The sequence below is a fragment of the Brevundimonas sp. Marseille-Q4549 genome, from assembly GCF_976940555.1.
On the sequence record NZ_CDRHXG010000001.1, the window covers coordinates 1,128,678 to 1,152,816 of the forward strand.

Genomic DNA, 24,139 nt, shown 5'->3' on the forward strand with positions numbered 1-24,139 from the left:
GGCCTAGACCGGATTTGCGGGATTGGGAACCGACCGGATCATTCGGCGGCCGTCAGAAGGGCGCGGGCTTCGGCGCCGGCGCGGGCGGCGCGGTCGCGCACCTCGACCTCGACGATGACGCCGCCTTCCGGCTCGACGGCCCAGAGGTAGCGACGCTCGATCTCGACCGTGCGGCCGGACGGGGCGAAGCCTTCGTAGCTGTCGCCCCAGGGCGTGATCTTCTTCACCTCGACGAAGGGCATGGCGCAGGCCGCGTCCAGTTCTTCATTGGCCATCAGGGTCAGTTCGTCGTCGGGGGCGGGCATGGGCGAGGTCCGGGGCAAGAATAAAGAGAGTCCAAAGAGTCCGAATGGTCCGGAATCGGGCTCAGTCCTCGTCGGCGTAGATGGCGACGTGGGGCTGGGCGGCGGAGGAGACGGCGCCGCGATACATGCCGGACGTCGTCATGGCGAAGGCGGGCACGCCGTCCGTGGTCATGACGATGACGCCGCCCAGACCGCCCAGCGACTTGGCGTCCTCGACCTCGGCCTTGCCTGCCGTCCGTCCGGCCGCGCCCAAGGCGATGCGGGCGCAGATGTCGCGGCCGACGGTGGCGCGGATAAAATATTCGCCGTCGCCGGTCGCCGAGACCGCGCAGCCGTCGGCGTTGGAGGCGTAGGTCCCCGCGCCGATCACCGGCACGTCCCCGACCCGACCCCATTGCTTGGCGGTGGTCCCGCCGGTCGAGGTGGCGGCGGCGAGGCGGCCCTGGCTGTCCAGGGCGACGGCGCCGACGGTGCCGAACTTACGCTCGTTCAACGGCGGCGCGGACGGATCGTTGGCGGCCATCGGCACGGCCGGAGGCGGCGGCGCGCCCTGGGGCCGGTCGGGGATCGGCAGGCCCTTGGCGGTCAGGGCGTCGACCAATCCGCGCCAGCGGCGCTCGGTGAAGAAGAAGGCCGGATCGACCTGTTCCAGGCCCTGCTGGGCCGCAAAGGCCTCGGCGCCGGGACCGATCAGGAAGACGTGGGGCGATTTTTCCATCACGGCGCGGGCGGCGGCGACCGGGTGACGGATGGTCGTCAGGCCGGCGACGGCGCCGGCGGCGCGGTTTGTCCCGTCCATGATCGCGGCGTCCAGTTCGTTGCGTCCGGCGGCGGTGAAGACCGCCCCGCGCCCGGCGTTGAACAGGGGGTCGTCCTCCATGACCTGAACGGCGGCCTGGACCGCGTCCAGCGCCGAGCCGCCCTGCGCCAGCACGGCCGAACCGGCGTCCAGCGCCTGCTGCAAGGCGGCGCGATAGGCGACGTCCTGTTCCGGGCTGAGATTGGCGCGTTCGATCACCCCCGCCCCGCCGTGTATCGCCAGAGACCAGCGTGGGGCCTCCTGGGCCCGGGCGGCCGATCCCAGAAAAAAGAGTCCAACCAGTCCGATGAGTCCGATGCGCGTCATGCTGTTCCCCGATGAGGCGCGCGCATTGTAGCCCGACGCGCGCGCGTGTCAGGTCGATCGGGTCGAGAATCTGAATCGAGGCGTCTTTCGCCCGTCATTCCCGGGCCGTGCCCGAGAATGACGAAGCAGGGAGGGGGACTTCACCCTCGGTGGTGCAGCCGCTTCCACACCTGATAGCCGATGATCGGCGCGAAGCCGCAGATCAGGGCGGCGAACAGCACCACCCAGAACCCGCCTCCCAGCCAGTATTCGCCCGCCAGGGCCCCGGCGCCGGCCGCGAGGACCGGGCCGAGCCAGGGCAGCCATGTCGGCGGACGCAGCCGCATTCAGGCGTCGACCTTGATGACGCCGCGACGGATCTGGTCCAGTTCGATGGAGTCGAACAGGGCCTGGAAGTTGCCGTTGCCGAAGCCCTCGTTGCCCTTGCGCTGGATGATCTCGAAGAAGATCGGGCCGAATGTGTCCTGGGTGAAGATCTGCAGCAGCAGGCCCTCTTCGTCCGAGCCGTCGATCAGGATGCGGTTCTTGCGCATCCGTTCCACGTCCTCGCCGTGGTTGGGCAGGCGTTTGTCGATCAGTTCGAAATAGGTCTCGATGGTGTCCTGGAAGTCCACGCCGCGTTCGCGCATGGCCTCGACCGTCTCGAAGATGTTCTCGGTCGTCAGGGCGATGTGCTGGATGCCTTCGCCGTTGTAGCGCCGGATGAACTCCTCGATCTGGGAGTTTTCGTCCTGGCTTTCGTTCAGCGGGATGCGGATGGCGCGGTCGGGCGCGATCATGGCCTGGGAGAACAGGCCGGTCGCCTTGCCCTTGATGTCGAAATACTTCTGCTCCTCGAAGTTGAAGATCGAGTTGTAGAAGCCGGACCAGGTGCGCATCTGGCCGCGACGGACGTTGTGGGTCAGGTGGTCCAGCACCTCCAGCCCGACCGAGTTCTTGCGCTCAACCTCTTCCCAGCCCTCGATCTCGTCCCAGCTGTCGTAGAGAGAGCCGGTCTCGCCGTACTGGTCGATGACATAGAGCAGCGAGCCGCCGATGCCTTGCAGGATATAGGGATAGTCCTGGCCCAGGGCGCCGCCGGCCGCGCCTTCGGCCTTGACCGCCCCGCGCGCCAGGGCGCCCTCGAAGGCGGCCTTGGCGTCGGCGACGCGGAAGGCCATGCCGTTGGCTGAGGGCCCGTGATCACGGGCGAAGTCCGCCGCCTGGCCCTGGGGCGAACGGTGAACCAGCATGGTGATGTCGCCCTGCTTCAGGCGCACCACGTCGGTCGTCGGATTCACATGGGTCTGGGTGAAGCCCATCGTCTCCAGACGCGAAATCATGGCCTCGGGCTCCGGGCCGGTGAATTCGACGAATTCGAAGCCGTCGACGCCGAGGGGGTTTTCCTGGTCGATCTGTTGGGCCGTCGGCTGGTCCTGGGTCATGTCGTTCATGGCGCGTCTCCCGCACGGATTTTGAGGCGGACTTAACCGATAGGGGCCGCCGATTGGCGCGGAACCTAGTCGTGGAAGGCGACGGAGCCAAGACGAAGCCACGGGGACGTGATGACCCGCCCCGGAAGTCTAAGCTCAAAAAGCAAGCTGAGGCGTTGGGACGCCGTGACGCGGCGGGCGGGCGTTGCTAGGGGCAGGGAGACGGCGACAGGGATCACCATGCTGCGCAAGCTTTACGACTGGGTCTTCGAACAGGCGCGCAAGCCCTATGCGGAGCGGACCATGGCGGCGGTGTCCTTCGCTGAGGCCTCGTTCTTTCCCATTCCGCCGGACGTGATGCTGGCCCCGATGATCCTGTCTCGACCAGAGCGCGCCTATCGCTATGCGGCGGTCTGTTCCATCGCCTCTCTGATGGGCGCGCTTTTCGGCTATGCGATCGGGATCTTCCTGGAGCCGTTGGCGGTGCGGTTGCTGGAGATTTTCGGCCACGGCATGGACATGGCCGTCTATCAGTCCTGGTTCGCCTCGAACGGCTTTCTGGTCATCCTGGCCAAGGGGCTGACGCCGGTGCCGTTCAAGCTGGTGACGGTGGCGGCGGGGCTGGCGCATTTTCATCTGGGCCTGTTCGTCCTGGCGGTGGCGATCACCCGGTCCGGACGCTTCTTCCTGGAGGCCTGGATCCTGAAGACATGGGGGCCGCCCATGCTGAAAGTCGTCGAGCAGCGCCTGGCCCTGTCGTTCGGGATCGGCGTGGCGCTGCTGATCGGCGGCTTTATTCTGCTGAAGCTTCTGTAAGTCGACGGCGGGCCGGCGGCGGAGTATGACCGGGATACGATGAGAGACCTCTATCGCCTTCTCACCCGCTGGTGGACCGCCTTCGCCCTGGCCGCGTCGCTGGCCATGCTGGGCGCGGCCCATGCGTTCGAGCGGTTCGGCGGCCTGGCGCCGTGCAATCTTTGCCTGAAACAACGCGAGGTCTATTGGGGCGCCGTCGTGGTGGCGGCGCTGGCGACGGGCTGGACCCTGTTCAGCGGCGGACGGCGGGGCACGCCCCGGATCGCCTCCTTCCTGCTGGCGGCGGTCTTCGCCACGGGAGCCGTCACGGCTGTCTTCCACATGGGCGGTGAATACGGCTGGTGGGCGCTGCCGGCGACCTGTGCCTCGGTCGGCGGCAAGGTCGATCTGGACAGTCTGACGGCCCTGGCCCTGGGCACGGGGCCGGCCGTCAAGGTCATCGGCTGCGGCGACGTGGCTTGGCGCTGGGGCCTGTCCATGGCCGGATGGAACGCCGTGATCTCGGCGGCGCTGGCGGTGTTCAGCCTGTTGGCCGCGAAACGCCCCAAGGACGCCCGCGCGCCCCGGATCGAAAAGGCCTGAGCCGATGAGCGACGCCGCCCACATTCCCCTGCCACGCCCCGGCGCCGGCGCCGACAAGGCCCGGATGGACGAAATCCTGCGGGTCGATCACGCCGGCGAATACGCCGCCGTCCTGATCTATCGCGCTCAGAAGGCGGTGTTCGAGGGTCGAAAGGCGCATGGCGAAATGGTGCGCGACCTGTCGGAAATGCAGGACCAGGAGGCCGTGCACCTGGACCGGTTCAACCGTCTGCTGAACGAGCGTCGGGTGCGGCCCACCGTCATGACGCCCTTGTGGCGTCTGGCGGCCTCGGCCCTGGGCACCGGCACGGCCCTGATGGGCGAGAAAGCGGCCCACGCCTGCACCGAGGCGGTCGAGAGCGTGATCGAGAAACACTATGCCGACCAGATCGCCGAGATCGGCGACCGTGACCCGGACCTGGCCGCCGAACTGAAGCAGTTCCGCGAAGAGGAACTGGCGCACCACGACCACGCCATCGAACACGGCAGCCGCGAGGCCCCTGCCTATCGCCTGCTGTCCAGCGTGATCAAGGCGGGATGTCGGGTGGCGATCAAGGTCAGCGAGAAGGTTTGACGTTTTCCAACCGTTACCCTCGGGCTTGACCCGAGGGCCGGATGGTCCGCCGCCTTGCGAAAAGAGCGACGCACAGCCCGATCCGCATCCGATCCTCGGGGCAAGCCCGAGGATGACGGGGTTGGATGGCACGGCTTTCGGGTGTTCTCAGTAGATTTCGACCGGCCCGGCCGCGCCGCTTCGAAACGCTGGCGTTTCGAAGCTTTGTTTGATGTGGGCGCGGCTTTCGGGCGATCTCAGAAGATTTCGAACAGCCCGGCCGCGCCCATGCCGCCGCCGATGCACATGGTGACGACGCCGTATTTAGCGCCGCGCCGCTTGCCCTCGATCAGGACGTGGCCGGTCATGCGGGCGCCGGACATGCCGTAGGGGTGGCCGATGGAGATGGCGCCGCCCGAGACGTTCAGCCGGTCGTCGGGAATGCCCAGGGTGTCGCGGCAGTACAGGACCTGGACCGCGAAGGCTTCGTTCAGCTCCCAGATGCCGATGTCGTCGATGGTCAGGCCGTGGCGCTTCAGCAGCTTGGGCACGGCGTAGACCGGGCCGATGCCCATCTCGTCCGGTTCGCAGCCGGCGACCGCCATGCCGCGATAGGCGCCCAGTGGCTGCAGGTTCCGCTTGACCGCCTCTCCGGCCTCCATGACGATGCAGGCCGAGGCGCCGTCCGACAGCTGGGACGCATTGCCGGCGGTGATGAACTCTCCCTGTTGAATCTCCTCGCCGCCGCCGAAGACGGGCTTCAGCGCCTTCAGACCCTCCAGGGTGGTGTCGGGACGATTGCCTTCGTCCTTGGACAGGGTGGTTTCCTTCGACGAGGTCTGGCCGGTGGCCTTGTCCATCACCAGCATGGAGGTCGTCATCGGCACGATCTCGGCGTCGAACCGTCCGGCCTCCTGGGCGGCGGCCGTGCGCTGCTGGGACTGGAAGGCGTATTCGTCCTGGGCGTCGCGGCTGATCCCATAGCGACGGGCGACGACCTCGGCCGTCTCCAGCATCGACATATAGATGTGCGGCGCCAGCTTCAGCAGCGCCTCGTCCTTCATGCGGTAAAGGTTCATATGTTGGTTCTGGACCAGAGAGATCGACTCCAGCCCGCCGCCGACGGCCATCTTCTGCTGATCGAAGATCACCTGTTTGGCCGCCGTGGCGATCCCCATCAGCCCGGAGGCGCACTGGCGGTCCAGGCTCATGCCGGGAACGGAGGCGGGCAGGCCGGCGGCCAAGGCGATCTGGCGCGCGACGTTCGTGCCGGTCGAACCCTGTTGAAGGGCGGCCCCCATGACCACGTCCTCGATCTCGGCCGGATCGACCCCGGCGCGCTGGACGGCGTGACGAACGGCGTGGGCGCCCAGCTGTTGCGCCTGGGTGTCGTTGAAGGACCCGCGATAGGCGCGGCCGATGGGCGTGCGGGCGGTGGAGACGATGACGGCTTCGCGCATGGTGCTTCCTTCCTTTCCACGCCGTTTCGCTGCGGCGCGGCTGTGTGACTTTGCAAAGGGACTTTAGGCGCCTCACCCCGCGTCAAGGCAAGCGGCCAAGGAAGGCGGAAAAAGCGCCGATAGGGGGTCATTTTCTCGTTCCGGGCCGAATAATGTGTTGGAACGGCGCCACAGTCGCCACAATCGTCGCTATAAGCGGGAACCGCCCCCTGCCGACACCGTTCGGCTCGGGAACGCCGTGCAACAGCTCGGCTTCGGGCAAATCTTATTCGAGTGAGGATGCATATGAAGAACTTGCTTCTAGCTTCCGTCGCGACCGCCGGGCTGTTCGCAGCTGGCGCGGCGTCGGCGGAACCGAACGGCTGGTACGGCGCGGTTGACGCTTACTATCAGTGGATCGACAAGATCAACGCCGAGTCGTCGACGACGGGCGCGAACTGGAACTATGAAGTGAACAACGGCTGGGCCGCCTTTGCGCGCCTGTATCGCTTCAACCCGAACTGGCGCGTCGAACTGGAAGGCGGCTACCGCTCGGGCGACATCGGCACCGTGCGCGCCGTTTCCGGCACGCAGGGCCTGTGCAACCTGACGCTTACCACCGGCCCTTGCTATTCGCCGGAAGGCGACATCGAGTCGATGACGCTGATGGCCAATGTCATCTACGACTTCGGCTATGAAGCCTGGGGCATCCGTCCGTTTGTCGGCCTGGGCGCCGCGTGAACCACGTCAAGACGGATACGGTCGGCAACCTGCGCGCCAACCGCGGCGCGACCTTCACCGCCGACGACAGCTCGACCAAGTTCGCCGCCCAGGCGATCGCCGGTCTGGCCTGGGCCATCGGCGACCGCGCCAACATCGACCTGACCTACCGCTATCTGACGGGCGACGCCTCGTGGGATTCGACCACGGTCGGCACGGGTCCGGGCGCCACCACCAACGGCACCTGGGACGGCGATTACGACCAGTCGCACACCGTGACCCTGGGTCTGCGCTACAGCTTCGGCGCCGAAGACGCGCCGCCGCCGCCGCCTCCGCCCCCGCCGCCTCCGCCTCCGCCCCCGCCGCCGCCTCCCCCGCCGCCCCCGCCGGTGGTGCAGAAGCCAACCGCGCGTCAGTTCGTGGTCTACTTCGACTGGGATCGCTCGGACCTGACGGCTGAAGCCCGTTCGGTGGTGACGCAGGCCGCCAACTACGCCAAGTCGGGCGCTCCGACCCGCGTTCTGGTCGTCGGCTACACCGACACCTCGGGTTCGGCCGCCTATAACCTGGGTCTGTCCAACCGTCGTTCGCGCACCGTCGCGGACGCCCTGGTGGCTCAAGGCGTCAACGGCGGCGTGATCGCCCTGGACGGCAAGGGCGAGACCAACCTGGCCAAGCCCACCGCCGACGGCGTGCGCGAACCGCTCAACCGTCGCGCGACCATCGACATCAACTTCTAAGACCAAGCGAAACCCGGCCCGGAGCAAAAATCCGGGCCGGAAATCGATGCGTCATGACGTTGCAAGACCAGCGGGCCGTCCCGTTCTCGAAAGGGACACGGGGCGGCTTTGCTTTGTTTTGGAGGGGTGTCTTCAATCTGCATCACTCGACGACAGGCCTGTCTTCGGACGGTGTTTTTCGATTGATTACAAATATGTCGCGCGCGACATAGGGGGCAAATGATCCGATCTTTCAAACGTTCTGATTGCATCGGCGATGCGGCCGCGCCGTCGCTGGCGCGGCCGCGCCGGGAGCGGTCCTAGTGGTCGATCTGCGTCAGTCCTCCAAAGCGTTCCAAGGGCGTCGCCGTCGACGTTATCGCCTGCGCGCCGAGAACGTCCTGGGTGCGAGCGCGCCCCTCCGCCTACGAACGCCGGCCGTTGCGGAGCCGCGCCGCTCAATCGTGCTGGACGCTCCGTTCCGCCGTAGCGGGGCGGCGCTTTCCGGACGACGTTTTCTGATCGTCACCGCGCCCTTCGGTCCTTTCGCCAGCGCCTTGGCGGCGGTGCTCGAATCCAGAGGCGCCGAAGTCGCCCGGATGATCTTCAACGCCGGCGACGCCGTCTCCTGGCGACGTCGGGGCGCCATCGTGTTCAAGGGCGACGCCCAGGCGTGGGCCTCGCGCCTGCCGGACGTCGCGCAGGGCTTCACCGACGTGGTTCTGTTCGGCGAGGGCGGTCCCTACAATCGCGCGGTCGTAGCCGCCGGCGAGGCGATGGGTGTGCGGATCTGGGTGCTGGAGAACGGCTATTTCCGGCCCGACTGGATCACGGTCGAGCGCAACGGCGTGAACGGCTCCAGCGCCCTGCCGCGTTTCGCACAGGGTTATCCGGCGCCTGCGCCTCGCCTGATCGAGCCGACGCCGGTCGGCAAGATTTTGCCGCACCATGTCGTGAACATCAGCGCCTATCATCTGGCGCAGGGTCTAGGCGGGTTCCTGTTTCCGAACTACGTCAACTACTATACCGCCTCGCCGTTGCGGCAGTGTCTGGGCCATATCCGTCGCTATCTGGCGCTGTCGCTTAGGTCTCGCGCAGATTGCGATGTCGCCGCCATCGCCCCGCGCGGCCCCTTTTTCATCGCCTGTCTCCAACGCGAGGGCGACGCCCAGCTGCTGCGATATTCGCGCTATGCCGACAATACGGCCTTCCTTGCAGCGGTCATAAGCAGTTTCGCCCGGCATGCCCAAGCCGGCGACCGGTTGGTGGTCAAGAACCATCCGCTGGATCCGGGTCTGGTCGATCTTCAGGCCGTGACGCGCCGTCTGGCGGTCGAGCGGGGCGTCGAGGGGCGCGTCGACTTCATCGACGGCGGCAATCTGGCCCAGTTGTGTCGCGCCTCGCGCGGCATGATCGTGAACAACTCAAGCGCTGCGCTTTCCGCCCTGGGGTTCCATACGCCGGTCAAGGTGCTGGGCGACGCCTTCTTCGATTTCGAAGGTCTCACGGATCAGCAGGATATCGACGACTTCTGGCGCAATCCGCAGGCGCCGGACGCCGCCCTGTTCCACCGATTCCGCGCCCATGTGATCGCCCAGAGCCAGGTCAACGGCAATTTCCACGAGCCGAGGGCCATCGCCCGGACGGCCGCAGGCGTCGTATCGGTGTTCGAACGATCCGAGGATTGACCCGCGATGGGGTGTGGCGCCGGCACCACCCCTCCGCTCTGTCATATCAGTGTCATATAACTGTCGCCCGACGTTCCGACATTGGCCTTAGAGGGGGCGGCATCGAGGCAGGCGACTCACGCCTGCCGCCTTCACGCCTTCCATCTGGGGATAGATGCAATGACCAACCGCAACCGCCTGATCTGGGCGACCACCGCTCTCGCGAGTTCGCTCGTGTTCGCCGGCGCCGCCTCGGCCCAGTCGACCGGCACGGAAGCGACCGAAGTCGGTGAAGTCGTCGTCACCGGCGTCCGGGGTCAACGCACCATCGAAGGTCTGGCCACGGCTGAAACTGTCGCCAAGACGCGTAACACCATTGGTCAACAGTTCATCGCCACCCAGTCCGCTGGCCAAACCATCCTGCAGACGCTGAACCTGACGCCTGGCCTCAGCTTCACCAACGCCGACCCCTACGGCTCGTCGGGCGGCAACATTCGTCTGCGCGGCTTCGACGGCAACCGCGTGTCGCTGACGTTCGACGGCATTCCGCTGAACGATACCGGCAACTACGCCACCTACACCAACCAGCAACTGGACCCGGAACTGATCGAACGCGCGTCGATCAACACCGGCTCGACCGATGTCGACAGCCCCACCGCATCGGCCACCGGCGGCACCATCAACTATGTCACGCGCCGTCCCGCCAAGGACTTCGGCGGCTGGCTGCAAGGTTCGCTGGGCGACTTCAGCTACAACCGCATCATGGGTCTGATCGACACCGGCGCGGTCGGCCCGTGGGGAACTTCGGCCTGGTTCGCCGTTTCGCACCAGGAATACGACAAGTTCAAGGGTCTCGGCCAACTGGAGAAAACCCAGTACAACGCCCGGATCTATCAGCCCCTGCGTGACAACGGCGACTTCCTGTCGCTGGCCGCGCACTGGAACGAGAACCGCAACAACAACTACAACGGGCCGAACCTGGCGACGGCGACGGGCTTCTGCGACGTGGCGCGCACTCAGGTCTGCGTCAGCGATGTCGAGACCAGCCCCTTCGGCTGGGGCGTCGATTTCGACCGCGCCTACACCGCGCCGACCGTTCGTCCGAACGTCGCCGACGTCGACAGCAACAGCGCCAACTACTGGGGGCTGCGCATCAACCCGTCCGATACGGGCAACATCCGCGGTCAGTCGCGCTTTACGCTGGCGCAGGGCCTGATCCTGACGATCGACCCCTCGTTCTCCTACACCCTGGCCAACGGTGGTTCGCAACAGACCGTCCTGGCTGAAAACGACGCGCTGCTGCGCGGCACCCGCACGACCGGCGGCGTCGACCTGAACGGCGACGGCGACATCCTGGATCGCGTGCGTGTCATGTCGCCGTCCAACACCCATACCCAGCGCTACACGGTCAACAGCTCGCTGATCTGGGATATCAACGCTCATCACCGCCTGCGCGCCGCTTACGCTCTGGACTGGGGACGCCACCGTCAGACTGGTCTGTTCGGCCGCATCGACTTCTCGGATCCGACCAGCCCGCGTTTCGTGGACGAGTTCGGCGGCCTGAAGGAAGAAGGCAATCGCGTCGTCAACCTGGACGGCTACGCCCTGCGTTCGCGCGACCGTCTGTCCTATGCCGAGCTGAACCAGTTCTCGTTGGAATACATCGGTCGCTTCCTGGACGAGGCGCTGACGCTGAACATCGGCGTCCGTGCACCCTTCTTCAAGCGCGAGCTGAACCAGTTCTGCTATACCCAGAACGCCTCCTCGAACGTGCTTTGCACTTCGGAAACGCCCAACGCGACTCTGGCCAACGGCAACGTCACCTTCGCTGGTCGTAGCGCCAACTATATCGCGCCGTATCAGCGTACGGTGAAGTTCGACGACGTGCTGCCCAACATCGGCGCGACCTACAAGTTCGGCGGCGCCCAGTCGGTTTACGCCAGCTACTCGGAATCGCTGTCGGCGCCGCGCACGGACAGCCTGTACGCCGCTACGCGTCTGGCCGACGGCTCCATCGGCAATCCGACGGTTCAACCGGAAACGTCCAAGAACATCGACTTCGGCTATCGCTATGTGACGGGCACGCTGATCGCCCAGGCTTCGGGCTTCTTCAACCAGTTCGACAACCGGATCGTCAGCACCTACGAGCCTGACCTGGACCAGTTCGTCGACCGCAACGTGGGTTCGGTGAAGTCCAAGGGTGTCGAAATCTCGGTCGGCTGGTCGCCGATCCAGGCGCTGAGCCTCTATGGTTCGGCTTCGTTCCTGGATAGCGAACTGCAAGACGACTACGTCTATGACCGCGCCGGCAACCGCCTGCCGACCAAGGGTAAGAAGCAGGTCGAAACCCCGGACCAGATGTACTCGCTGCGGGCCTCGTACCAGTTCAACGAGGTGTTCACCGCCGGCATCCAGGGCAAGTACACCGGCGAGCGTTGGGTCACCGACGTCAACGATCTGAAGACCGATGCCTACACCGTTGTCGATCTGGACGCCCGCTTCGACTTCTCGTCGCTGGGCTTCGCAGGCACCTACCTGCAGTTCAACGTCACCAACCTGTTCGACGAAAAGTACTACAGCACGCTGGGCACCCGCGCTTCGGCGACGCCTGGTCAGCTGGGCTACAGCCGTCCGTTCGCCGGCGTCGGCGCGCCGCGCACCATGATGGCGACTCTGCGTTACGCCTTCTAAGGCCTGCGTCAGAACGATGACGAAGGGCGGTCCGTTCGCGGGCCGCCCTTTTTCTTTGGGGGCGCCGGGCGTTGAAGTCGGGGGCGCTTGGGGCCATATGGCGCGGCTCGCGTTTCGCCTGCGGACGCCTTGGGCCGCACAGACAGGACAGTTCGCCGATGACCGCCGCCATCCCCGCCGAATGGGCTCCGCATCGCGCCATGTGGGTGGGTTGGCCGACGCACGGCGAATACTGGTTCGACCATCTCGACCAGGCCCGTGACGAGGTCGAAGGGTTGGTGCGGGCGCTGGCCGGGCCGGGGCGCGAACAGGTCAAGCTGATGGTCGGCGGGCAGGCGGCGCTGGCGGACGCCCGGGCGCGGTTCGCCGGGGTCGAGAACGTCGAGGTCGTCGCGGGCACGTTCGGCGATGTCTGGCTGCGCGACACCGGCCCGATCTTCGGCGCGGGGTCGAAGACGGCGGCCGCCTTCGAGTTCAACGGCTGGGGCGGCAAGTACGACATGCCGGGCGACGAACTGGTGGCGGACCAGATCGGCGCGCACGCGGGCGTGGCCCTGACCTGGAACGACTTCGTCATGGAGGGCGGGTCGCTGGATCACGACGGGGAAGGAACGGTCCTGACCACGCGCCAATGCCTGTTGAACCCCAACCGCAACCCGGCCTGGAACCAGGACGAGGCCGTCGCCGCCGCCGCCTTGGAGAAGGCCGTCGGGGCCAAGGTGGTGGTGTGGCTGGGCGACGGCCTGTTGAACGACCACACAGACGGTCATGTCGACAACCTGGCCCGTTTCGTCGCGCCGGGCGTCGTGGCCTGCCCCATCGCCTGGGGACGCAACGACCCGAACGCCGAGGTCTATGACGCCACGGCGCGCGATCTGGCGGCCGTCACGGACGCCGCCGGAAGAAGGTTGAAGGTCGTGCGTATTCTGTCGCCCGGCCTGGTGCTGGACGAGGACGAACGCCCGATCCCGGCCAGCCACATGAACTTCCTGATCGCCAATGGCGCTGTGATCGTGCCGACCTATGGCGACGCGCGTGCGGCCGACATGGCCTGTCAGGCGTTGAAGGAGGCCTTCCCCGACCGTGAAATCATTCCGCTGCCCTCCAACGCCATCCTGACCGGCGGCGGCTCGTTCCACTGCATCTCCCAGCAGGAGCCCGCATGACCCGCACCATCACCGTCGCCGGCATCCAGACCTCGTATGGCGAGGACATGCAGGCGAACATCGACAAGACCATCGCTTTCGTGCGCGAGGCGGCGGGGCAGGGCGCGCAGGTGATCCTGCCGTCGGAACTGTTCCAGGGGCCGTATTTCTGCGTGTCGCAGGAGGAGCATTGGTTCAGCCACGCCTATGAATGGCGCGAGCATCCGTGTGTGACGGCGATGTCCGAGGTGGCGAAAGAGCTGGGCGTGGCCATTCCCGTGTCCATCTTCGAGAAGGACGGGCCGCAATACTATAACTCGCTAGTCATGCTGGACGCGGACGGCGAGGCGCTGGGCGTCTATAGGAAGAGCCATATTCCCGACGGCCCCGGCTATCAGGAGAAATACTATTTTCGACCGGGCGACACCGGCTTCAAGGTCTGGAAGACCCGGTTCGGCAAGGTCGGGGTCGGCATCTGCTGGGACCAGTGGTTCCCGGAATGCGCGCGGGCGATGATGCTGATGGGCGCCGACGTCCTGATGTATCCGACCGCCATCGGCACCGAGCCGCACGACGCGAGCCTGCACACCGCCCAACCGTGGCGCCGCGCCATGCAGGGCCATGCGGTGTCCAACGCCGTGCCGGTGGTCGGCGCCAACCGGATCGGTCATGAGCGCGTGACCGAGGTCGGCCAGACCTTCTACGGCCATTCCTTCATCGCCGACCAGCAGGGCGAACTGGTCGAGCAACTGGGCGCCGAGGAGGAGGGGGTGTTGGTCCACGCCTTCGACCTGGACGCGCTGGACAAATACCGCGCGGCCTGGGGCTTCTTCCGGGATCGGCGCACGGATCTGTATGGGGCGCTGACGGGCAAGGGTTGAAAACAACCCGCTCATCCCCGCGAAGGCGGGGACCCAGGTCTTTACGCATCACCCTGCGTTGGATCGGCTTCGGCGTGAGCTTGAGGCAGAGGAGCGCCCAAAGCGCTGGGTCCCCGCCTTCGCGGGGATGAGCGGCGTCAGGGGCGCATCGCCTCCACCGCCGCGACCAGCCGGTCGAGGTCGGCGGGGGTGGACAGGCGGTGGTCGCCGCCTTCGATCAGGTCCAGGCGCGCGTCGCCGCCGGTCAGGCGTTCGACCAGTTCGATCTGATGACGCCAGGGCACCACGTCGTCGGCGCGGCCCTGCAGGATGTGGACGGGGGCGGTGATCGGGATCGCCCCGTCCAACAGCAGCCAGTCCTTCGCCTCCTCGAACATCCGGCGGGTCAGGACGTATTCGCCGAGGCCTTCCTCGACGATCAGGGTCTCGCCCTCGCGCAGGAGGGCCTGGCGCTCGTGATCGGCCAGACCCGGCCACATAAGCCGCTCGGTGAAGTCCTGGGCCGGATTGACCAGAACCAGTCCCTTGATCCGCTCGGGCCGCGCCAGGGTCGCCAACAGCGACACCCAGCCGCCCATGGACGAGCCGACCGGAATGACGGGGCCGGACAGGCTGTCGATCAGGGCGATGGCGTCCTCGCGCCAGCGGCCGATGGTGGCCTGGCGCCAGTCGCCGGAGGAGCGGCCGTGGGCGAAATGATCGTAGCGGACGAAGCTCCAGCCGCGTTCGCGTGCGGCGGCGTCCAGCGCCAGGGCCTTGGTCCCCTCCATGTCCGAGCGGAAACCGCCGACCCAGATCACGGTCGGGCCGTCGCCCTCGACGCGCTTGAGAGCCAGGGTTTCGCCGTCGGGGCGGGACAGATGCTGGATGTCGGTCATGGCGGTGTTGTGCCCCGACTTTTATCGTTCGTCATCCAGATGTTCCCCTGTGCGTCATCCTCGGGCTTGACCCGAGGATCGGGCGTGACGCACACGGACGGTTGAAGGCGGTCCCGGCCGTAACCCTGCGTCTCGCACTTGTCGCGTGGCGCCGCCGATCCTCGGGTCAAGCCCGAGGATGACGGAGGAAGAAGTGTCCGCGCCCCCAAAGTCGCCCCAGGTCCTGTTCGTCACCTCCAACCGCATCGGCGACTGCGTCATCTCGTCCGGCGTGATCCGCGAGATCGCGCGCCAGGTTCCGGGGGCCGAGATCACCGTGGCCTGCGGCCGGCCGCCCGCGCCCTTCTTCCGCTCGGCGCCCGGCGTGGTGCGGACGATCATCCTGGACAAGAAGAAGATGTCCGGCCACTGGCTCGATCTGTGGAAACAGGTCGTCGGCACGCGCTGGGATCTGGTCATCGACATCCGGGGCTCGGCGCTGGGCTATCTGATCCCGGCGAAACGGCGCGTCATCTATAACCGCAGCTGGGAGACGGGCCTGCGCAAGGTCGAGATGGTGTCGCGCCTGATGGGATCGCCCGTGCCGCTGGACCCCGAAATCTTCCTGGACGATCCGGCGCGGGCCGAGGCCGCCGCCGTGATCGATCCGCAGATGGCGGCGGGCGCCGGTCCGGGGCCGATCATCGCCTTGGCGCCGATCGCGCACCAGCCGGGCAAGAGCTGGCCCGCCGACCGCTGGGGCGCGCTGGTCGAGAAGCTGAAGGCCGAGCCGCGTTTCGACGGCTGGCGCTTCATGCCCGTGGGCGGGCCGGGCGACCGGCCGCCGGCGACGCCTGCGCTGGAAGCCGCCGGGCCGAGGGCGATCGACTTCGTCGGCAAGGGCGACATTCTGGCCTCGGCCGCCGCCATCGACCGGGCCGATCTGTTCGTTGGCAATGATTCGGGGCTGATGCACGTCTCGGCGGCGCTGGGGCGGCCGACGCTGGGCCTGTTCGGTCCGACCGAATGGTGGCTGTACGGCCCGTGGGGCCCCCGGACGCGCACGGCGGCCTCCAACGAGACGAGGGGCCAGTTCGCGCCCATTGAGGACTTGAGCGTGGATCACGTGTTCGAGGCGGTGCTGGCGCTTCATGACGCCTATGTCGTGGAAACGCCCGCCAACCCTTGAAAAACGGGGCTTCCAGCGTCATATTGCCGTGCCTTGAGGGGAACGTGGCGCTCGCCGCGCGTTTCTGCTCATCAAGACACACGCTTCATCTGACCACATAAGGAAACGACGCCCATTCGCCGTCCCATGCAAGCGCCGCCCGTGAAAGACGGGCCGCGTATGAACCAGGATATCCGCGCCCCTCGCGTTCTGCTCATCGACCAGAACGGCGAAAAACAAGGCGTCATGCCCACCTCCGCCGCTCTGGAAGCCGCCGAGGAAGCCGGGTTGGATCTGGTCGAGATCGTCTCCACCTCCGAGCCGCCGGTGGCCAAGATCCTCGATTACGGCAAGCACCGTTTCCAGGAACAGAAGAAGAAGGCCGAGCAGCGCAAGCGCCAGAAGGTCGTCGAGCTGAAGGAAATCAAGCTGCGGCCCAATATCGACACCCACGACTATGAGGTGAAGGCCAAGGCCATGCACCGCTTCTTCGACGAGGGCGACAAGGTCAAGGTCACGCTGCGCTTCCGCGGTCGTGAAATGGCGCACCCCGAACTGGGCATGAAGCTGCTGAACAAGGTCCAGGCCGACTTCGACGAAGTCGCCAAGGTCGAGTTCGCGCCCAAGATGGAAGGCCGCCAGATGATCATGATCCTGGCCCCGCGCTGATCGCGATCCATCGCTGAAATCCAGAACGCCCCGGTCGCAGGACCGGGGTGTTTTTGCATCCGGCGCTTGCGTCGGTCCGTGTCTTCGGGTTGAGTTTCGCCCTTGGGGGCGTTCATGCTGAAGTTTGGTCTGCCGGGATTGCTCCTGGCCGTAGTGTGCGTCGCACTGTCGACCGGCGCCTGGAGTTCCGCCGCCAGCGCCCATGCCGCGCAACAGGAGCCGCCGCCGATAGAGGTCTACGCCGCCTCTCCGACCGTCGAACTGATGGAACTGTCGCCCAGCGGCGAACTGATCGCGCGCATCGTGGTGACGCAGGAAGCTCGGGCCATCGCGGTCACGCGGATGGACACGGGCGAGCATCTGTTCCTCTCGACCCTGGGCGAGACCAAGGTGCGCGATCTGCGATGGATCGGCGAGGGGCGGGTGCTGATCGTCACCTCGCAGACGCGGGCGATCCCCTTCGTGGGCGTGCCGCGATCCGAACTCTATTTCGGCATGGTGCTGGATCTGGCGTCGCGGAAGCTGGTCCAGGTGCTGGATCGCACCGAGGGCGTCCTGTCCGTCCTTTACGGCCCCGCGTCGGTGCGAAACACGGCCCAGGGCGAGGCGCTGTTCGTGCGGGGCGTCAATGTCGATAGCGGACTGGTCGATCTGTACAGGATCGATCTGAATTCCGGCCGGGGGCGATCCGTCAAGTCGATGACCCTGGAGACGGACGACTATGTGCTGGACGGCGAGGGCGCCGTGATCGCCTATTCGCGCTATGTCGACTTCACGCGCCGGTGGTCGATGATGCTGCCGGGCGGCCGCGTCTTTCGCGAGTCCTGGTCGGTCGAGGCGCCGATCGATACGCCGCGGTTTCACGGCCTGGGGCGGTCGCCGCGCACGGTGGTGATCGGCGCGGACCGGCCGGACCTGGCGGCTCAGGACACCGACGCCGATACGGCGACCAATCTGTTCGAGGTGAACGTCGACACTGGGGAATGGACCAAGCTGCCGTTTGAGCATCATCCTCACGCCCTGCTGCATCACCCCGAGACGCACCTTCTGGTCGGCGCCTCGCGCATGGAGGAGGATGGCATGCGCTACGAGTTCATCGACCCGGTCTCGGCCAGCCGCTGGCGGTCGATCACGCGGGCGCTGGGCGACAAGGCCCCGCAGCTGATGTCGTGGAGCGCGGACCAGAGCCGCGTCCTGGTCTTCACCGATATCGGGGAATCCGGCCTCTATCAGCTGGTGGATTTCGATCGGCGGACGGCCGACATCCTGGCCGAGGCCTATCCCGCGATCCCGTCCGAACAGGTCGGCGCGGTTCGCCCGATCCGTTACGCCGCCGCGGACGGGCTGGAGATTGCGGGTTATCTGACCCTGCCGCCCGGCGTCGAGACGCCCGAGAGGCTGCCGCTGATCGTCCTGGCCCACGGCGGGCCGGCTGCGCGCGACGTCGCCGGTTTCGACTGGTGGGCGCAGGCGCTGGCCTCGCGCGGCTATGCCGTGCTCCAGGCCAATTTCCGCGGATCGACCGGATACGGCCGAGCCTTCCTGGAAGCGGGCTACGGCGAATGGGGGCGTAAGATGCAGACCGACCTGTCCGACGGCGTCCGCTGGCTGGCCGATCAGCACATCGTCGATCCGAGCCGGGTCTGCATCGTCGGCGCCAGTTACGGGGGCTACGCCGCTCTGGCCGGGCTGACGTTGGACAAGGGCGCCTATCGCTGCGGCGTCGCCATCGCCGGCGTGTCCGACCTGCGCCGCATGGTGAACTGGGAGGGGCGTCAGGAAGGGCGTCGCGACAGCCAGACCGTGCGCTATTGGAACCGGTTCATGGGGGCGGCGCGAATGAACGACCGCACCCTGGACGCCCGGTCGCCGGCCTATCTGGCGGAGGCGGTCGACAGTCCCCTGCTGCTGATCCACGGCCGCGACGACACCGTGGTTCCGATCGAGCAGAGCCGCATCATGGCCGAGGCGATGCGCCGCGCGGGCAAGCGGGCCGAACTGATCGAACTTCAGGGCGAAGATCACTGGATGTCCCGCGCCGACACCCGTCAGCAGATGTTGCGCGAGACCGTGCGGTTTCTGGAGACCCACAATCCGCCTCGCTAGTCGCGGAGCGTCGCGCTAGATCGGCGGCATGACGATGTTCCAATCCACGCCTCCCAAGGTCCAGGCTTCGGCCCTGGCCGTGCTGTTCTCGATGGTGTTCATCAATCTGGTCGGGTTCGGGCTGGTGGTGCCTTTGCTGCCGTTCTTCGCCCAGAGCCTGAAGGCCGAGGCGTGGCAGATCACCCTGATGTTCTCGGCCTATTCGCTGGGGCAGTTCTTCGCCGAGCCGTTCTGGGGACGGCTGTCGGATCGGATCGGGCGAAAGCCGGTGCTGCTGATGACGCTGGTCGCCAATGCGCTGGGCTATCTGATGCTGGCGTTCGTGCCCAACATCTGGCTGGCCATTGCGGTGCGGCTGTTCACCGGCCTGGGGGCGGGGAATATCTCGACGGTCCAGGGCTATGTGGCCGATGTGACGCCGCCCGAGCAGCGGGCCGGGCGGATGGGGCTGATCGGGGCGGCGTTCGGCCTGGGCTTCATCGTCGGGCCGGGACTGGGCGGGCTGCTGACCCAGCCGCAGATGGGCCATATCGGCTATCAGCTGCCGATCTTTCTGGCGTCGGCCTTGGCGGCTCTGGCGGCGGTGGGGGTGATCGTCTTCCTGCGCGAGAGCCGGGCCAAGGCCGATCCTGCTGCGCCGCGCCCGGCCTTTCTGTCTGGCCTGAAGGCGGCGCGCGACAATGACGTGGTGTCGCGGGTTCTGGTCGTGACCCTGATCTATATGGCCGGGTTTTCGGCGATGGAGAGCGTGTTCGGCCTGTGGGCCGAGCAACGCTATCAGTGGGGCGCGCGCGAAGTGGGGCTCAGCTTCATGATCGTGGGCGTCGTCTCGACGCTGAACCAGGGGTTTCTCGCCGGACGTTTCGCGCGGCGGTTCGGAGAATCCAGGGTGCTGGCGACGGGGATGTTGCTGTTCGGAACCTCGCTGGTGCTGCAGGTCCTGGCCCCCGTCGCCTGGTTCCCGGCCGTGCGGCTGGAGATCGGCGCCGTGACGGTCCCGGTGGTGCAGGGCTGGATCATTCCCCTGGTCATGGCGTTGGGGGCCTGCGGCATGTCTCTGGCCATGCCCAATATCTCGGCCATGATCAGCCGCGCCTCGCCGCCCGACCGGCAGGGGGCCATGCTGGGGCTGAACATGGCTTCGAGCTCCATCGCGCGCATCTTCGGGCCGATGATCGCCGGCGCGCTGTTCTCGGGCCTGGGGCACGACTGGCCCTTCCTGATCGGGGCCCTGCTGACGATTCCGGCGGCGGTGATGGCGATCAATGCGGGCCGGGTGATCCGCAACGGCGGCGGCGTCAAAACCCCGTCCTGACTCGTCTTGCCTTAGGCGGCGTCTTCGCGTAGAAGCCGCGCCTTCGCGTACCGAACCGTCGGGCGAACAGGCATGCCTGGGCGGTTCTTAAACTCTGGAGAGACGCCACCCGCCGGGCTCAAGTAGTCCCAGGGACGGTAGCCCCTCCAAAAAGGAGACTGAAATGCCGAAACTGAAGACCAAGTCGGGCGCCAAGAAGCGCTTCAAATTCACTGCATCCGGCAAGGTGAAGTCGGGCGTTGCGGGCAAGCGTCACCGCTTGATCAGCCACAACTCGAAATATATCCGCCAGAACCGCGGCACCGAGACCATGTCCGACGCCGACGCCAAGAAGATCAAGTCCTACATGCCCTACGCCTAAGGCGTGGCGCGAACAGACGATTTTCAACGAATTTGAACAGCATAGTCCCTCAAGCAGTGAGCCGCCGCGCGGCGAACGATAGGGACTTCCCGAAGGGAATAAAAAAATGGCTCGCGTCAAACGTGGCGTAACCTCGCACGCCAAGCACAAGAAGGTTCTGGAGCAGGCCAAGGGCTTCTCCGGCCGCCGCAAGAATACGATCCGCACGGCCAAGGCCGCCGTCGACCGCGCCGGGCAATACGCCTATCGCGACCGTCGCGCCAAGAAGCGCAACTTCCGCGCCCTGTGGATCCAGCGCATCAACGCCGCCGCGCGTCTGGAAGGCTTCACCTACAGCCAGTTCATCAACGGCCTGAACAAGGCTGGCATCGAACTGGACCGCAAGGTCCTGGCCGCCATCGCCGCCGACGGCGCCGGCTTCAAGGCCATCGCCGACAAGGTCCGCACCGCCCTGGCGTAAGCCAGGTCGTCACGGCGAAGATCAACGCCCGCTCCGGTTCGCTGGGGCGGGCGTTTTCGTTGGGGCGTTGAGTCGCCTCCGAATTTCGTCATTCCGGGGCTGAGCGGAGCGAGGAACCCGGAAGCCAGGGGTGCGGTCGCGCGGCTGAACGTATCTGGCGTCGGGGATGTTTTCCCGGGTTCCGGGTTCGTCTTTCGGACGCCCCGGAAGGACGATCTTCAAGCCGCATGGGACAGGTTGGTTTCGGCGGCGGTCATGACCAGCCGGATGGCGTTAAGCAAGGCGTCGGGCTGGATCGGCTTTTGCGCCACACCGTTCATGCCGGCGGCGACATAGTCCATCTCGTCGCGTTCGTCGGCGTTGGCGGTCAGGGCCAGGATGGGCAGGGCGCCGGCCGGGGCGGGCAGGGCGCGGATGGCGCGGGTCGCCTGAACCCCGTCCATCACCGGCATCTTGATGTCCATCAGCACCAGATCGAAGGGGCGGGCGGCGACGGCGGCGACGGCTTCGCATCCGTTCTCGACCATTTCGGCGGTGCAGCCGAACATCTCCAGCAGCTTGCCGGCGACGAAACGGTTGGCCGCGTTGTCGTCCGCCACCAGCACATGCAGCGTCGGGTGCGGGGTGGGGGCGACCGTTTCCGGCGTCGCCGCCTGGGCCTGGACCGCCGGGCGCAGGGGCAGGCGCACCTGGAACCGCGCGCCGCCTTGGGGCGAGGCGTCCAGGGCGATGTCGCCGCCCATCCTTTCGGCGATCTGGCGGCAGATCGCCAGGCCGAGGCCCGCGCCCGCGCCCTCGCGCCCCGCCTTGCCGGTGTTGAACGGTTCGAAGATGGTCGCGGCGGCGGCTTCGGGCACGCCGGGGCCGCTGTCGTCCACGGTCAGGATCACCTGACCGTCCGCACGGCTTTCGATCAGGGCCGAGACCCCGCCCGTCAGGGTGAATTTCAGCGCATTGCCGATCAGATTGTTCAGCAGCTGTTTCAGCCGCATCCCGTCGGCCTGGACGAAGGGGACGGACAGATCGGCGCGGACGCTTAGCGACAGGGTCTTTTCCTCGGCCCGCGCGCGCCACAGGGCGTCGATGTCGAAGGCGACGGCCGAGAGGTCCAGCGGCTCTTCCTCAAGTGTCAGCATCCCGGCCGAGGCGCGCGACATGTCCAGGGCGTCGGTCAGCAGCCGCAGCAGGCTTTGCCCCGAATCGATCACGGTGCGGACGTAGGGACGCAACTCCTCCTGCTCCAGCTTCTTGTCCATCAGGGCGGCGACGCCCAGAACCCCGTTCAGGGGCGTGCGGATCTCGTGGCTCATCACCGCCAGGAACTCGGACTTGGCGCGGCTGGAGGCGACGGCCTCGGCCTCGGCCAGGGCCAGGTCGCGGGCCAGGGCGCCCATCGCCTCGGCGCGCTGGCGGTGAACGGCGGCCCCGGCCTGAACCACCTGCAAGGCCGTGCCGACGCCGAGGTAGCGGCCGTTTGACACCACGATGAAGCCGCTGAGCAGGGCGCCCAGTTCGGCGGCGTCATAGGCGTCGAAGAAGGTCTCGGCGCTTGCAGAGGCTTCGGCGATCGGCGCATTGCGGTCCATCAGGCTCTCGGCCGGTTTGCGGGCGTAGAGGGCGCGCCCGAACTCGGCCGCCATGCGCAGGGTGAAGGCGTTGCGTTCGATGACGCCCAGGGGCCGGCCCTGATCGTCGACCACGGCCAAGGCCAGGGTGTTGGGTTCGTTCTGAAACCGCTCGAACACCTCTGCGCCCAGGGTGGACGGCGCTACAGGCGCGATCAAGTCGACGAAATCACCGATCAGCGGCATCGCGGTCCCCACCTGTTCCGCCATCGCCTTAACGGCTGAAATTTAACGCCAGCTTTGCCGTTCATGAAGCTTTCGCGGCGTGTTTTCGACAGTTGTTCCGTTAGCGGATCGAAACTCGCCAAGGTGCAGACCCGCGCGCTCGCCAGGGCGGCCAATGCGGCGCCGGCGTCGGAGCTGGAGGCCATCGCGGCGGGTCAAACCGCGCCTTGAAGGGTGACGAAACGGCTCGAGGCCGTTAAGGCGTCAGCCACAATGACCGATCTCGCCACACTCGAACTCGAACTGATCAACGCCATCGGCTCGGCCGAAAGCGTCGCCGCCCTGGAAGAGGTGCGCGTCGCCGCGCTGGGCAAGTCCGGCTCGATCTCCGGCCTGTTGAAGGGGATGGGGGCGATGAGCCCCGATCAGCGGCGCGAACAGGGGCCGATCATCAACGGTCTGCGCGACCGGGTCGCCTCGGCCATCGCCGGACGCAAGACCGAGCTGGAGGCGGCCGAGATGGACGCGCGGCTTCAGGCCGAGCGCATCGACCTGACCCTGCCGGCCCGGCCGCGTCGCAGGGGCGGGGTCCACCCGACCATGCAGGTGATGGACGAGATGGTCGCCATCTTCGCCGAGATGGGCTTCGCCGTGGCGGAAGGCCCTGACATCGAGGACGACTTCCACAATTTCACCGCCCTGAACTTCCCGCCCAAACACCCGGCGCGGGAGATGCACGACACCTTCTTCCTGAAGCCCGATCCCGAAACGGGCGAGCGCAAGGTGCTGCGAACCCACACCAGCCCGGTGCAGGTCCGCACCATGATGTCGCAGAAGCCGCCGATCCGCATCATCGCGCCGGGCCGCACCTTCCGTAAGGATTCGGACGCTACCCACACGCCGATGTTCCACCAGATCGAAGGTCTGGTGATCGACCGCGACATCCACATGGGCCATCTGAAGACCACGCTTGAAACCTTCATCGCCCGCTTCTTCGAGCTGGACGAAGTGCAGGCCCGGTTCCGGCCGCACCACTTCCCCTTCACCGAGCCGTCGGCCGAGATGGACATCCGCTGCGACCGTTCGGGCGGGAAACTGGTGTTCAACACCGGCGACGACTGGCTGGAGATTCTGGGCTGCGGGATGGTGCATCCCAATGTGCTGAAAAACTGCGGCATCGACCCGAACGAATATCAGGGCTTCGCCTTCGGCATGGGCGTGGACCGTCTGGCCATGCTGAAATACGGCGTGCCGGACCTGCGCCCCATGTTCGAGGCCGACACCCGCTGGCTGGCCCACTATGGCTTTTCCGCCTTCGCCGCCCCCAACCCGGCCTCGGGCCTGAGCTGACATCTGA

At 66.6% G+C, this 24,139-nt stretch carries 23 protein-coding genes; 16 read left to right on the forward strand and 7 right to left on the reverse strand.

Translation table 11 applies throughout. The features are described from left to right. Positions 1 to 38 precede the first annotated feature (38 nt). The 4 genes from ACWPV3_RS05690 to hppD all read right to left on the reverse strand — a co-directional run bounded on the left by ACWPV3_RS05690 (position 39) and on the right by hppD (position 2,864). Positions 39 to 305: a hypothetical protein gene (locus tag ACWPV3_RS05690; RefSeq protein ID WP_453977164.1), complete on the reverse strand. Its 267-nt coding sequence runs from the start codon at positions 303 to 305 to the stop codon at positions 39 to 41. Between the two features lie 61 nt (positions 306 to 366). Continuing rightward, positions 367 to 1,431 carry an isoaspartyl peptidase/L-asparaginase family protein gene (locus ACWPV3_RS05695; RefSeq protein WP_453977165.1) on the reverse strand — a complete coding sequence of 355 codons (1,065 nt, stop codon included), beginning with the start codon at positions 1,429 to 1,431 and terminating at the stop codon, positions 367 to 369. Positions 1,432 to 1,571: 140 nt separating this feature from the next. Continuing rightward, entirely contained in the window at positions 1,572 to 1,757 is a 186-nt protein-coding gene (locus ACWPV3_RS05700; protein WP_292087936.1) for a hypothetical protein, read from the reverse strand. Continuing rightward, positions 1,758 to 2,864: a 4-hydroxyphenylpyruvate dioxygenase gene (gene hppD, locus ACWPV3_RS05705; RefSeq protein WP_453977166.1), complete on the reverse strand. Its 1,107-nt coding sequence runs from the start codon at positions 2,862 to 2,864 to the stop codon at positions 1,758 to 1,760. 219 nt (positions 2,865 to 3,083) lie between these two features. On the opposite strand from hppD, the gene ACWPV3_RS05710 reads away from it, so the two are divergent. Genes ACWPV3_RS05710 through ACWPV3_RS05720 form a run of 3 tightly spaced genes read left to right on the forward strand, consistent with a single transcriptional unit; the run spans position 3,084 to position 4,815 of the window. Beyond that, positions 3,084 to 3,659 (forward strand): YqaA family protein, encoded by a 576-nt coding sequence (locus ACWPV3_RS05710; protein ID WP_312736452.1) that lies wholly within the window; start codon positions 3,084 to 3,086, stop codon positions 3,657 to 3,659. Between the two features lie 39 nt (positions 3,660 to 3,698). Then, entirely contained in the window at positions 3,699 to 4,241 is a 543-nt protein-coding gene (locus tag ACWPV3_RS05715; RefSeq protein WP_312736451.1) for a disulfide bond formation protein B, read from the forward strand. A gap of 4 nt (positions 4,242 to 4,245) precedes the next feature. Next, positions 4,246 to 4,815: a demethoxyubiquinone hydroxylase family protein gene (locus ACWPV3_RS05720; protein ID WP_453977167.1), complete on the forward strand. Its 570-nt coding sequence runs from the start codon at positions 4,246 to 4,248 to the stop codon at positions 4,813 to 4,815. Positions 4,816 to 5,051: 236 nt separating this feature from the next. On the opposite strand, the gene ACWPV3_RS05725 is transcribed toward ACWPV3_RS05720, so the two are convergent. Continuing rightward, positions 5,052 to 6,254, reverse strand: coding sequence for an acetyl-CoA C-acyltransferase (locus tag ACWPV3_RS05725; RefSeq protein ID WP_453977168.1), 1,203 nt, complete (start codon positions 6,252 to 6,254; stop codon positions 5,052 to 5,054). A gap of 285 nt (positions 6,255 to 6,539) precedes the next feature. On the opposite strand from ACWPV3_RS05725, the gene ACWPV3_RS05730 reads away from it, so the two are divergent. From ACWPV3_RS05730 to aguB, 6 genes are all read left to right on the forward strand, one after another. Continuing rightward, positions 6,540 to 6,974 carry an outer membrane beta-barrel protein gene (locus ACWPV3_RS05730; RefSeq protein ID WP_453977169.1) on the forward strand — a complete coding sequence of 145 codons (435 nt, stop codon included), beginning with the start codon at positions 6,540 to 6,542 and terminating at the stop codon, positions 6,972 to 6,974. Further along, entirely contained in the window at positions 6,971 to 7,693 is a 723-nt protein-coding gene (locus ACWPV3_RS05735; RefSeq protein WP_453977170.1) for an OmpA family protein, read from the forward strand. The genes ACWPV3_RS05730 and ACWPV3_RS05735 overlap by 4 nt, the downstream gene beginning before the upstream one ends. A 443-nt stretch (positions 7,694 to 8,136) precedes the next feature. Beyond that, a complete protein-coding gene (locus tag ACWPV3_RS05740) occupies positions 8,137 to 9,360 on the forward strand; it encodes a capsule biosynthesis protein (protein ID WP_453977171.1) in 1,224 nt (407 codons plus the stop codon). Positions 9,361 to 9,519: 159 nt separating this feature from the next. Next, complete coding sequence (locus ACWPV3_RS05745) at positions 9,520 to 12,030, forward strand: TonB-dependent receptor (RefSeq protein ID WP_312736066.1); 2,511 nt, start codon at positions 9,520 to 9,522, stop codon at positions 12,028 to 12,030. A 158-nt stretch (positions 12,031 to 12,188) separates the two neighbouring features. After that, positions 12,189 to 13,196 carry an agmatine deiminase family protein gene (locus tag ACWPV3_RS05750; protein WP_453977172.1) on the forward strand — a complete coding sequence of 336 codons (1,008 nt, stop codon included), beginning with the start codon at positions 12,189 to 12,191 and terminating at the stop codon, positions 13,194 to 13,196. After that, positions 13,193 to 14,056 carry an N-carbamoylputrescine amidase gene (aguB, locus tag ACWPV3_RS05755; RefSeq protein WP_453977173.1) on the forward strand — a complete coding sequence of 288 codons (864 nt, stop codon included), beginning with the start codon at positions 13,193 to 13,195 and terminating at the stop codon, positions 14,054 to 14,056. Before ACWPV3_RS05750 ends, aguB begins: the two co-directional genes overlap by 4 nt. Positions 14,057 to 14,193: 137 nt before the next feature. Here the strand turns inward: aguB and ACWPV3_RS05760 are convergent, their stop codons facing one another. Further along, on the reverse strand, positions 14,194 to 14,934 hold the full coding sequence (locus ACWPV3_RS05760) for an alpha/beta fold hydrolase (RefSeq protein ID WP_453977174.1): 741 nt from the start codon (positions 14,932 to 14,934) through the stop codon (positions 14,194 to 14,196). 193 nt (positions 14,935 to 15,127) lie between these two features. Between ACWPV3_RS05760 and ACWPV3_RS05765 the strand changes: the two genes are divergently transcribed. From ACWPV3_RS05765 to rplT, 6 genes are all read left to right on the forward strand, one after another. Further along, entirely contained in the window at positions 15,128 to 16,102 is a 975-nt protein-coding gene (locus ACWPV3_RS05765) for a glycosyltransferase family 9 protein (protein WP_453977175.1), read from the forward strand. A 126-nt stretch (positions 16,103 to 16,228) separates the two neighbouring features. Next, the gene (gene infC, locus ACWPV3_RS05770; RefSeq protein WP_312736062.1) at positions 16,229 to 16,750 is read left to right on the forward strand and encodes a translation initiation factor IF-3; all 522 of its coding nucleotides are present in this window, start codon (positions 16,229 to 16,231) and stop codon (positions 16,748 to 16,750) included. Between the two features lie 114 nt (positions 16,751 to 16,864). Beyond that, positions 16,865 to 18,856, forward strand: coding sequence for an alpha/beta hydrolase family protein (locus ACWPV3_RS05775; RefSeq protein WP_453977177.1), 1,992 nt, complete (start codon positions 16,865 to 16,867; stop codon positions 18,854 to 18,856). Between the two features lie 34 nt (positions 18,857 to 18,890). Beyond that, positions 18,891 to 20,171 carry an MFS transporter gene (locus tag ACWPV3_RS05780; protein ID WP_453978506.1) on the forward strand — a complete coding sequence of 427 codons (1,281 nt, stop codon included), beginning with the start codon at positions 18,891 to 18,893 and terminating at the stop codon, positions 20,169 to 20,171. Between the two features lie 163 nt (positions 20,172 to 20,334). Continuing rightward, positions 20,335 to 20,532 carry a 50S ribosomal protein L35 gene (gene rpmI / locus ACWPV3_RS05785; protein WP_292089339.1) on the forward strand — a complete coding sequence of 66 codons (198 nt, stop codon included), beginning with the start codon at positions 20,335 to 20,337 and terminating at the stop codon, positions 20,530 to 20,532. 106 nt (positions 20,533 to 20,638) lie between these two features. After that, on the forward strand, positions 20,639 to 20,992 hold the full coding sequence (gene rplT, locus ACWPV3_RS05790; protein ID WP_453977178.1) for a 50S ribosomal protein L20: 354 nt from the start codon (positions 20,639 to 20,641) through the stop codon (positions 20,990 to 20,992). Between the two features lie 218 nt (positions 20,993 to 21,210). On the opposite strand, the gene ACWPV3_RS05795 is transcribed toward rplT, so the two are convergent. Then, complete coding sequence (locus ACWPV3_RS05795; protein WP_453977179.1) at positions 21,211 to 22,815, reverse strand: ATP-binding protein; 1,605 nt, start codon at positions 22,813 to 22,815, stop codon at positions 21,211 to 21,213. 240 nt (positions 22,816 to 23,055) lie between these two features. On the opposite strand from ACWPV3_RS05795, the gene pheS reads away from it, so the two are divergent. Further along, a complete protein-coding gene (gene pheS / locus ACWPV3_RS05800) occupies positions 23,056 to 24,132 on the forward strand; it encodes a phenylalanine--tRNA ligase subunit alpha (protein ID WP_312736054.1) in 1,077 nt (358 codons plus the stop codon). The last annotated feature ends 7 nt before the right edge of the window (positions 24,133 to 24,139 follow it).

Excerpts from the sequence above, each read along its gene's own strand:
- ACWPV3_RS05690 (WP_453977164.1), bottom strand. The coding sequence starts at position 305 with ATGCCCGCCCCCGACGACGAACTGACCCTGATGGCCAATGAAGAACTG.
- ACWPV3_RS05695 (WP_453977165.1), bottom strand. The coding sequence starts at position 1,431 with ATGACGCGCATCGGACTCATCGGACTGGTTGGACTCTTTTTTCTGGGA.
- ACWPV3_RS05700 (WP_292087936.1), bottom strand. The coding sequence starts at position 1,757 with ATGCGGCTGCGTCCGCCGACATGGCTGCCCTGGCTCGGCCCGGTCCTC.
- hppD (WP_453977166.1), bottom strand. The coding sequence starts at position 2,864 with ATGAACGACATGACCCAGGACCAGCCGACGGCCCAACAGATCGACCAG.
- ACWPV3_RS05710 (WP_312736452.1), top strand. The coding sequence starts at position 3,084 with ATGCTGCGCAAGCTTTACGACTGGGTCTTCGAACAGGCGCGCAAGCCC.
- ACWPV3_RS05715 (WP_312736451.1), top strand. The coding sequence starts at position 3,699 with ATGAGAGACCTCTATCGCCTTCTCACCCGCTGGTGGACCGCCTTCGCC.
- ACWPV3_RS05720 (WP_453977167.1), top strand. The coding sequence starts at position 4,246 with ATGAGCGACGCCGCCCACATTCCCCTGCCACGCCCCGGCGCCGGCGCC.
- ACWPV3_RS05725 (WP_453977168.1), bottom strand. The coding sequence starts at position 6,254 with ATGCGCGAAGCCGTCATCGTCTCCACCGCCCGCACGCCCATCGGCCGC.
- ACWPV3_RS05730 (WP_453977169.1), top strand. The coding sequence starts at position 6,540 with ATGAAGAACTTGCTTCTAGCTTCCGTCGCGACCGCCGGGCTGTTCGCA.
- ACWPV3_RS05745 (WP_312736066.1), top strand. The coding sequence starts at position 9,520 with ATGACCAACCGCAACCGCCTGATCTGGGCGACCACCGCTCTCGCGAGT.
- ACWPV3_RS05750 (WP_453977172.1), top strand. The coding sequence starts at position 12,189 with ATGACCGCCGCCATCCCCGCCGAATGGGCTCCGCATCGCGCCATGTGG.
- aguB (WP_453977173.1), top strand. The coding sequence starts at position 13,193 with ATGACCCGCACCATCACCGTCGCCGGCATCCAGACCTCGTATGGCGAG.
- ACWPV3_RS05760 (WP_453977174.1), bottom strand. The coding sequence starts at position 14,934 with ATGACCGACATCCAGCATCTGTCCCGCCCCGACGGCGAAACCCTGGCT.
- infC (WP_312736062.1), top strand. The coding sequence starts at position 16,229 with ATGCAAGCGCCGCCCGTGAAAGACGGGCCGCGTATGAACCAGGATATC.
- ACWPV3_RS05775 (WP_453977177.1), top strand. The coding sequence starts at position 16,865 with ATGCTGAAGTTTGGTCTGCCGGGATTGCTCCTGGCCGTAGTGTGCGTC.
- ACWPV3_RS05780 (WP_453978506.1), top strand. The coding sequence starts at position 18,891 with ATGTTCCAATCCACGCCTCCCAAGGTCCAGGCTTCGGCCCTGGCCGTG.
- rpmI (WP_292089339.1), top strand. The coding sequence starts at position 20,335 with ATGCCGAAACTGAAGACCAAGTCGGGCGCCAAGAAGCGCTTCAAATTC.
- rplT (WP_453977178.1), top strand. The coding sequence starts at position 20,639 with ATGGCTCGCGTCAAACGTGGCGTAACCTCGCACGCCAAGCACAAGAAG.
- pheS (WP_312736054.1), top strand. The coding sequence starts at position 23,056 with ATGACCGATCTCGCCACACTCGAACTCGAACTGATCAACGCCATCGGC.